The following is a 7546-nucleotide window of genomic DNA, read 5'->3' as shown; positions in this document are numbered from 1 at the left end:
AATTTTTCGGGTCAGGTGGAGCCTGGCATGGATTATTCGCTCACGCAGTGCGGTCATGTGGGGGCTTTGTATCGTCCGACCATCATGGCTGTGCAGAGCGCCGTTCAAACTATGAAAGATGATCTAGAGGAAGTCAGCAGCAAATGGCTATCCGTTACAGAGGTTGATAGCAGCGCAGCAAATCGTTTATGGCGTGAGTACTACAAACAATATACGCTCTATACATGGTTTTTTTTCGCCTATGCCACCGCTGCCCGGGCTACTTGCCGTCCCTTTCCACAGGACCATATCCCCTCTGGCGAGGAGGGTTTTATCGTACATTCCGATAAAACCACCAAAGATCGCTCCCATGTTCGCCTGCTGTGGTTGCCTAAGGCTCTATTGCAGCAGTTAAGTGATCAAAGAGTGTTTGCATCCGGTTTTGAGAAGAAGTCATCGGCAGAAGATGGCGGGATAGAGGGGAGTAATTTTTTTCTAGACACCCGCAAGAGAATACCGCTCTGTCCTAAGGTGTTGTCACCTTATCTGCAAAGTTTGTTCGGTCATAAGTTACCCGTCAATAGTCACCGTAGATTTTGCCGATCCTATCTACTGGAGGTAGGTTGTCCTACGGAAATAGTGGACGCCTTTATGGGCCACTGGTTTTCGGGAGAGTCTCCTTGGAGTCGTTACTCCAGTCAGTCAGCAATGGAATATGCCATGAAGCTGAAACCCTATGTAACGAGCATGCTGGAAGATCTGGGGTTGCAATTCATCAAATTTAAGCGCTCGAAACAAAGCAAGAAGCACTGACTAGTCATGGCCGATACAGCAGAGCGTTCCTATGAGTCCAAGGTCCGTGATCTTTGGGCGAATACCCAAGACACTCCAGGCGTAAAACGCAGAAGTTTGCTGTTTAGCGATTCTGAATGCAAAAGCTATTTACTATGGCTTGCGTTGGAAACAGATGCATCGAAAACTTTGGGCAAGAACGATCGTACAATCCCCTACCAGTCATTCCTGGAGTCTCTCCAGGGTCTCTGTCCACCCAAGATGGTGGACGAAAATGTCCGAGAGTCCTTAACGCAGCGACTCCATGACCGGATTCTTCTGAGATTCGAGCCTGGAGATGGGGGTACACTACAGCTCATTCCTAAAAAAAACCACGAACAGCAACTGAAATCGCGATTACGGGGGCAGGCAAAATTTTTGCAGTTTCTGAACTTGCTCATTCGGCTTGGCAATGCGCAAGAAGTATGGCAGTGGTGTCCACCAACGGTGCCTATGTTGCTGGACCGGGAACCGACACCGTTTACTCCCGAAGGAATAGAGGGTTATCTCTATGTACAGCACGTGCGAAGGTTGCTTTGGAAAGACCTGCGAATTGGTAGAACGCCAGAGGGGTTGGCAGCCGAGGGACGCATACTTGTTAGTGCGTTGCTTTATGGTGGATTGGGCGAAGTGGCCGCATTACGCGAGCTACACAAGGCATTACGGGTCGGGGCCCCTCTGAATTATTTTCCGCATCTCGGGTGGAGCTTCCTGGATCTGGAAATCCCCATGGGCAGGGGCGGCATGCGCCTGCGACGCTGGTTCCCTGATCCCCTGTCTGAAGTCCTGATACTGCGTTATGTGCCCATACAGCAGCCCGTAGACCAATACACGACGACGGACCTGCTGAAGGCCATGAATGCCTATCTACGTTTGCTACCAAAAGATCAACGAAAATTCCTGCGGGCCCGCCAACTGATTCGCAGCGTTCCGCAAACCCTTCGCATTGAGCAGCCGCAATTTCTCGGCGCCTATGCATCGGGTGAGCTGACGGCGCATGCGGTGCGGTCTGACCGTTGGTGGCGACTGCATGGCTACGAGTATCCAAGTATTGTAGCAAGTGCAATCAGCACTGGCAGCCCCAATGGCAGGGGGGAAGAAGCACCTTCTAAAGCGCAGGAGACGAGACAGGATATGCCGTTAGAGGTTGCCGCAGATGTGTCCGAAGCAATCCACACCGTGCCCTGGCTTCAATCGCTGCGAACCATCCTCCGGGGTAACAATCGTGCATTCGCCTTGCAGCGACTAGACGCAAAATCGCGGGAAGAATTGCCTGACTTATTAAGTAGACTCTTCTACGGATGGGCAGAGCGTATGTTGAAGCATGGATCTGCATATCGTCATCGCCTAGCAATGCGGACAATCCGACGCTATGTAAGCCGCCTTGCAGCCTTAATGCTGCAGCTCCTGGAGGATTCTGCGGCTATAGAGACTTTTAGGGATTCGTCATGGCGGCAACTTTACGAGGATTTGCTTGATCATGTGGAGACCGAGCATCAACGTGCACTGTTGGCGCGCGCTATTCGCGAATGGCATCAGTACCTAGTAGAGGAGAATCGCGCTATCCCGCTCCCAGATCAAGATTTAGGAGGATTGGCGATCGATGTCGTTCCAGATGCGCGTATCATCAGCTTGAAAGAGTTTATCGCTCTCAAAGAAGTCATTGCTCGTGGCCGTCATGTCGAGCGACATGTGCATTTACCTATTGTACTCACGCTCATAGCAATCCTAGGTTTTCGTTGCGGCTTGCGCCGGATGGAAGTCCTGCGCCTGCGCATTATGGATTGCCATCTGACCGGTAGGGCCACACTGCTGATCCGCCCTTTTGCGGAACGATCGCTTAAAAGCCGGAATGCAACGCGAGCGATCCCAATCTACGCCTTGCTTGAGGAAGAGGAGTTGAATCTGTTAAGGGATTGGGTACATACCCGCGAAGAGTCTGGTGGACAGCCTCAGGATTACCTTTTTGTGCTTTCAGAAATCGGCCATAACCCGATCTCCCAGGAAACTGCAATGTCACGGATTCATGAGGCACTACGACTGGTAACTGGCGACGAGAAAATGCATTTCCACCATTTGCGCCACAGTTTTGCAAGCCACTTACTCTGGCAATTGGCATTGGCGCAGGTGTCGTCCAAGGCTATCTTTGGTTCCTTGCGCGAGGAACAGCAAATAGCAATCAGGTTTTATGGTAGACTATTTGGGCATAATCGCGGTAGTCGTAAGCATCTATATGCCATGACGAGCTTATTGGGCCACTCAGGGCCTGAAATCAGCGTGAATCATTACGTCCATAATCTAGATCTTCTCCTCGCGCTTCATTTGCGTACGCACATTCCTCAGAAACCCAATGGATGGTGTGCTTTTCTGCCGGAAATTAGCCAGCCTACTCTGTATCGAGTGTTGGGTAAGGAGGGTCTTGATGGGTTGCTTGTACGAGTGCGGAAAATTTATGCAAAACGAATTCAAATTCCACAAGAAATCACCCAGAAAGCGAATATGAAAGAGGGTGTTGGTTCTGTTGGTGGTCTTAGCACTGATGCTCGACTTGATGAGATCTGGCAGATTTTGCGGCAAGGATTTTTAGCGCAGGAAAATCAAGGTGGAGCACTTGATGCTAGCATTTGGAATAGATTGGCAGAGGTGAGTAACTTAAATAATAACCATCTGTTCGCTATGGCAAATAAGGCAAAAGAGATTTACAGCCTGTGCGGGAGGAGTGGAATACGGCACCGACCCCTCGAGATACCTGGCCCTGGGGGTAAAATCAGCATCCCTCTACCAGCCAGAATCCGCACCGCGAGGGATCAGGGGATCTATCGGAAGATTTTGCCGTTTTTTTGGCAAAGCGTGGAGAAGGACCCTCTCGCTCTTAGCCAGGTCCTGGAGATGTATCTGCGTCAGGCCTGGGCAAACTTGCCAGGGTATTTTCTGGCGAAGTCGGTGGATAAACCAGAGGATGCGCTGGCATTTCGACAGTTGCTTTTCGATTGGGGTATAAAGCCAGGTCAAATCGCTTATGTTAGTTACGATCCTGCTAAACGGTCCGTCTGGTGTCAGCGCTGGAAGAAGGTCTTACATCTTCACAAGAAGATTCATATTGATACTCGAAAATCACCAGATCCGGAACGAGCTAAATCCTGGCTTCATCTCTATCCGCGCTTTCCTGGAACTGGTAGGAATCCATTGTCCGCTTCCCCTGGGTTTACTTACCTGTTGATTATGGGAGCCATAGTTCTCGCTGGAAGGGTTATGCCATAACCATCCAGCCCTAAGTTCTTGATCATCTTATGTGGCTGAACCATCCAAACCGTATGACGTTGCACGGTGGATAAGGCCAGGGATTCCACAGTGGCTTCCATGCCGGTATTTCTCTTTCCCGGCAACAACTCATAGAGGTAGACTGAAGCAAAACTTGCCTAAGAGAATAATCGCCCAGACAATCCTATTTGCGCATTAGTGTTGCGATCAGCCTTGCGTAGCCGACTAGATATTCCAAGCTAAATAATTCATTAACAGCCTAGAAACAGGTCTATAGCGATGCCGAAAAAAACCACTCTATCATTGCGTACGTTGGGAATCTGGTAGTGGGTTGAGTCAATCAGATCGCCAGGATTTGTAGGAATGATTTCTGGGTATTACAATCTTATTTGTTGTAATACGAAGGAGTCGGCATGGCCACTACACTCGCTAGCAAGGGTCAGGTCACTATTCCGAAACAGATCTGCGATGCGCTCAACCTGTCACCGGGTTCTGCCGTTGAATTCGCCGTCAATAACGAGGGCGAGGTGGTTATTCACAAGGTCGATGCGCCTGCCAGCTGCAAGCCGGATCGCTATGAGGCGGCTCGTGGCAAGGCCGATGTGAAGTGGCGAACAGATGATCTGATGACCCTGCTGCGCGGTGAGGCTTGACCAGAGATGCCCAGCTTTACGCCACGTATTTCTCCGGAGGTTCTCATCGCCACAAGCCATGGTTCCTAGTAAAATCCTCTTATGAGACCAATCGCAACTACAACCCTACTGCATAAGACTACTCGCCCATTGGCAGTCTGCTCTGTCCTTTCTTTGCAGCCTGGAAAGTGTGCTGGGAAGCATGACCTTGGCTGAGCAAGCTTCCTCCAAGCTTCGTGTCCTCATGGAGATGCGCCCCGCTCTCGATGGGTTCTATGGAATTCCTCAGGAAACCCGGCTCTTGTATGGGGTCTTGTCTCGGCTGCCGGATCTGGAGCTCAGCGGCTTGCTGCAGATGTCCAAGCGAAGTGTCCGCGGGGGTATTTATGGTAATCGAAGATACAGCGAGGCGGAAAAGGTCCATCGCTTCTCGCGGGTGGTCGTCTCGCTCAAGGGGAATACGGCCATCGACTGGAAGGATAGCGTTGGCGAATGGTTGGATAGCTGGTGGCAGGGTTGGCGGTTACGCCTGGGGGCCTGGTTGGGGTTGGGGAGCATCCCCCTGGGTCATTTCGAGACCCGCTACTTTCGCGACTTCATTTGGCAGGAACTCTATGGTCGAAGTCTACCAGCCGTCGATCGCGAATCGGTGCTGCAGGGGGATTACCGCGTATGCGCCTATCCTTGGCGGCGGATGCACTTGAGTGGTATTGAACGGAGCCAATTTGCTTTTTCCTCGCGCTACCCAAAGCTCGATACCCGCGGAATTGACGTGCTCATTGCACAAACCCCTTTTCCAGCTCGGGTGCAGCGCGGGACCCAGTTGGTGGTGCATTACCACGATGCCATCCCGGTCTTGATGCCCCATACCATTTCCGATCGAGCCTTTCATCAAGCCAGCCATTTTCAGGCCATGGCAGCGAATGTGCGCGATGGTGCGCAGTTTGTCTGTGTGTCGGAAACCACGCGGCAGGATTTGCTGAACCTGTTTCCGGAGGCAGAGCCCCGGGCCCACACCATTCACAATATGTTGCCCAGCCATTACTTTCCGGCAGAACCCGAGCCCGAACGGATCCCCGGCATAGTGCGCAGATATCTCCACGGGGAGTTTGAAGGGAGGGTCAAGGGGGCGGGCAAAAGTAGCGAAGGGGAGGGGAATGGTATAGGCCGACGATTCAAAACCTATAAATTGGCACGAAGCTTTCGCTCTGAAGAAGAAAAAACGCGCTTCTATCAGGAAGCACTGCACCCAGAGAGTCGTTTCCTGCTCATGGTCTCCACCATTGAACCCCGCAAGAATCACAGCCGCCTGCTGGAGGCCTGGGAGGCACTGCGAAGCCTGCAAGACCCAGACCTCAAACTGATTTTGGTCGGACATATTGGCTGGGATTATCAAAGCGCCCTGGAAGGATTTCTGCCCTGGATCGAGCAGGGGAGTCTGTTTCTTCTTCATAGCGTTCCCGCCGATGCCTTGCGATTACTGTTCCGCCAGGCCGTGGTGACGGTTTGTCCGAGTGTTGGGGAAGGGTTTGATTTCTCGGGAGTGGAGGCCATGCGTTGTGGGGGCATCGTTGCGGCTTCGGATATTCCGGTGCATCGGGAGGTGTATGGGGCGGCTGCCCACTATTTCGATCCCTACGACACCCAAAGTCTGGTGGAGGTGTTACGGCAGATGATCTACCACCCAGACGCCAAGGAAATCCAACAAGGTCTGCGGGAAACAGGAATCCAGCACAGCGCCCAATACCTGCCCGAAAAAATCCTGCCCCAATGGCAGCAATTCCTGCATCGCTTGTCTGCCAAATAATCCATGGAAAGCGCCGCAAACTCTCCACAATCTAATCACCTACAAGTACAGATCTTTGACCACATCAGCGAGGTCCCTGAAAAAGCATGGGATGCCCTGAGCGCTCAAGGTAGCATCACCCTGTCGCGGGCCTTCTGGTCTGTTCTGGAAGAATCCAAGCTCAATGATTTTGCCTACCGACACCTGCTGCTTTCCCAAAGTGACGGCACCCCCTGTGCCATTGTCACTTGCTATTCGGTCACTACCGACATTGCCATCTTTGCCCCCAAGCCCATCCGCTCGCTATTGAATGGGATCCGCAAAGTTTGGCCAGGCTTTCTACAGCTCAGAATGCTCGAGTGTGGTACCCCGGTCACCATTACCAGCCCACCCTTTGTAACCCAAGAAATCTTCGAGACGGTGTTACCTACTATCCTCGAGCAGATGCAGCGTATGGCGAGAAAGGAAGGCCATTTGCTGATGATCCTGCGCGACTTTGAAAGCAACGCGCAGGCATTGCGTCCTTCTCTAGAAGGTTATGGCTATCACTGGATCGAGAGCCTCCCCAATACCTATCTGGAGATCTGCTGGTCGTCGCCAGAGGAATATCTAGCTTCCATGCGCAGCTATTATCGCAGCAAGGTCCAAAAACACCGCAAACGCGCACAGGAGTCTGGAGTGCGCCATGAACTGGTCACCGACTTTGCAAGTCTTGCCGAGACCCTTTGTCGACAATGGATGGTGGTCCATACCCACGCCAAAGAGTTTCAGCGAGAGGTGCTGACTCCGGCGTTTTATCGCAGCCTCTCGAACCGCCTTGGGGAACCTTCCAAAGTCTTGCTCTTTTATCGCGGTACGGAACTGGTGGGCCATGCCCTGCTCTTGCTGGACGGCAAGATGTTGCGTTGGTTGTATGTGGGGCGAGAAGTCGCTTGCAATGATAGCTTATATATTTATATAGCCTATACTGTGGTCGAAACGGCCATATTGCTGGGCGCGGAGCGATTGGAAATGGGGTTGACCACCTACGCCATCAAACAGGATTTGGGTGCCCAAG

At 52.0% G+C, this 7546-nt stretch carries 5 protein-coding genes; all 5 read left to right on the top strand.

Translation table 11 applies throughout. The annotated features are described in order from the left end of the window. On the top strand, positions 1-792 hold a 792-nt coding region (locus tag RTI30_RS11105), incomplete at its 5' end, for a hypothetical protein (RefSeq protein WP_312283766.1). Between the two features lie 6 nt (positions 793-798). Then, positions 799-4071, top strand: coding sequence for a tyrosine-type recombinase/integrase (locus RTI30_RS11100; RefSeq protein ID WP_312283765.1), 3273 nt, complete (start codon positions 799-801; stop codon positions 4069-4071). 413 nt (positions 4072-4484) lie between these two features. After that, positions 4485-4724, top strand: coding sequence for an AbrB/MazE/SpoVT family DNA-binding domain-containing protein (locus RTI30_RS11095; protein WP_312283764.1), 240 nt, complete (start codon positions 4485-4487; stop codon positions 4722-4724). Positions 4725-4911: 187 nt separating this feature from the next. Next, a complete protein-coding gene (locus tag RTI30_RS11090; protein ID WP_312283763.1) occupies positions 4912-6510 on the top strand; it encodes a glycosyltransferase family 1 protein in 1599 nt (532 codons plus the stop codon). A 3-nt stretch (positions 6511-6513) separates the two neighbouring features. Next, on the top strand, positions 6514-7546 hold a 1033-nt coding region (locus RTI30_RS11085), incomplete at its 3' end, for a GNAT family N-acetyltransferase (protein WP_312283762.1).

Source organism: Candidatus Igneacidithiobacillus taiwanensis (assembly GCF_031962545.1).
GTDB classification, from domain to species: domain Bacteria; phylum Pseudomonadota; class Gammaproteobacteria; order Acidithiobacillales; family Acidithiobacillaceae; genus Igneacidithiobacillus; species Igneacidithiobacillus taiwanensis.
Note: the sequence above shows the minus strand (reverse complement) of the source record. Positions and strands in the feature narration are given on the sequence as shown.

Excerpts from the sequence above, each read along its gene's own strand:
- RTI30_RS11100 (WP_312283765.1), top strand. The coding sequence starts at position 799 with ATGGCCGATACAGCAGAGCGTTCCTATGAGTCCAAGGTCCGTGATCTT.
- RTI30_RS11095 (WP_312283764.1), top strand. The coding sequence starts at position 4,485 with ATGGCCACTACACTCGCTAGCAAGGGTCAGGTCACTATTCCGAAACAG.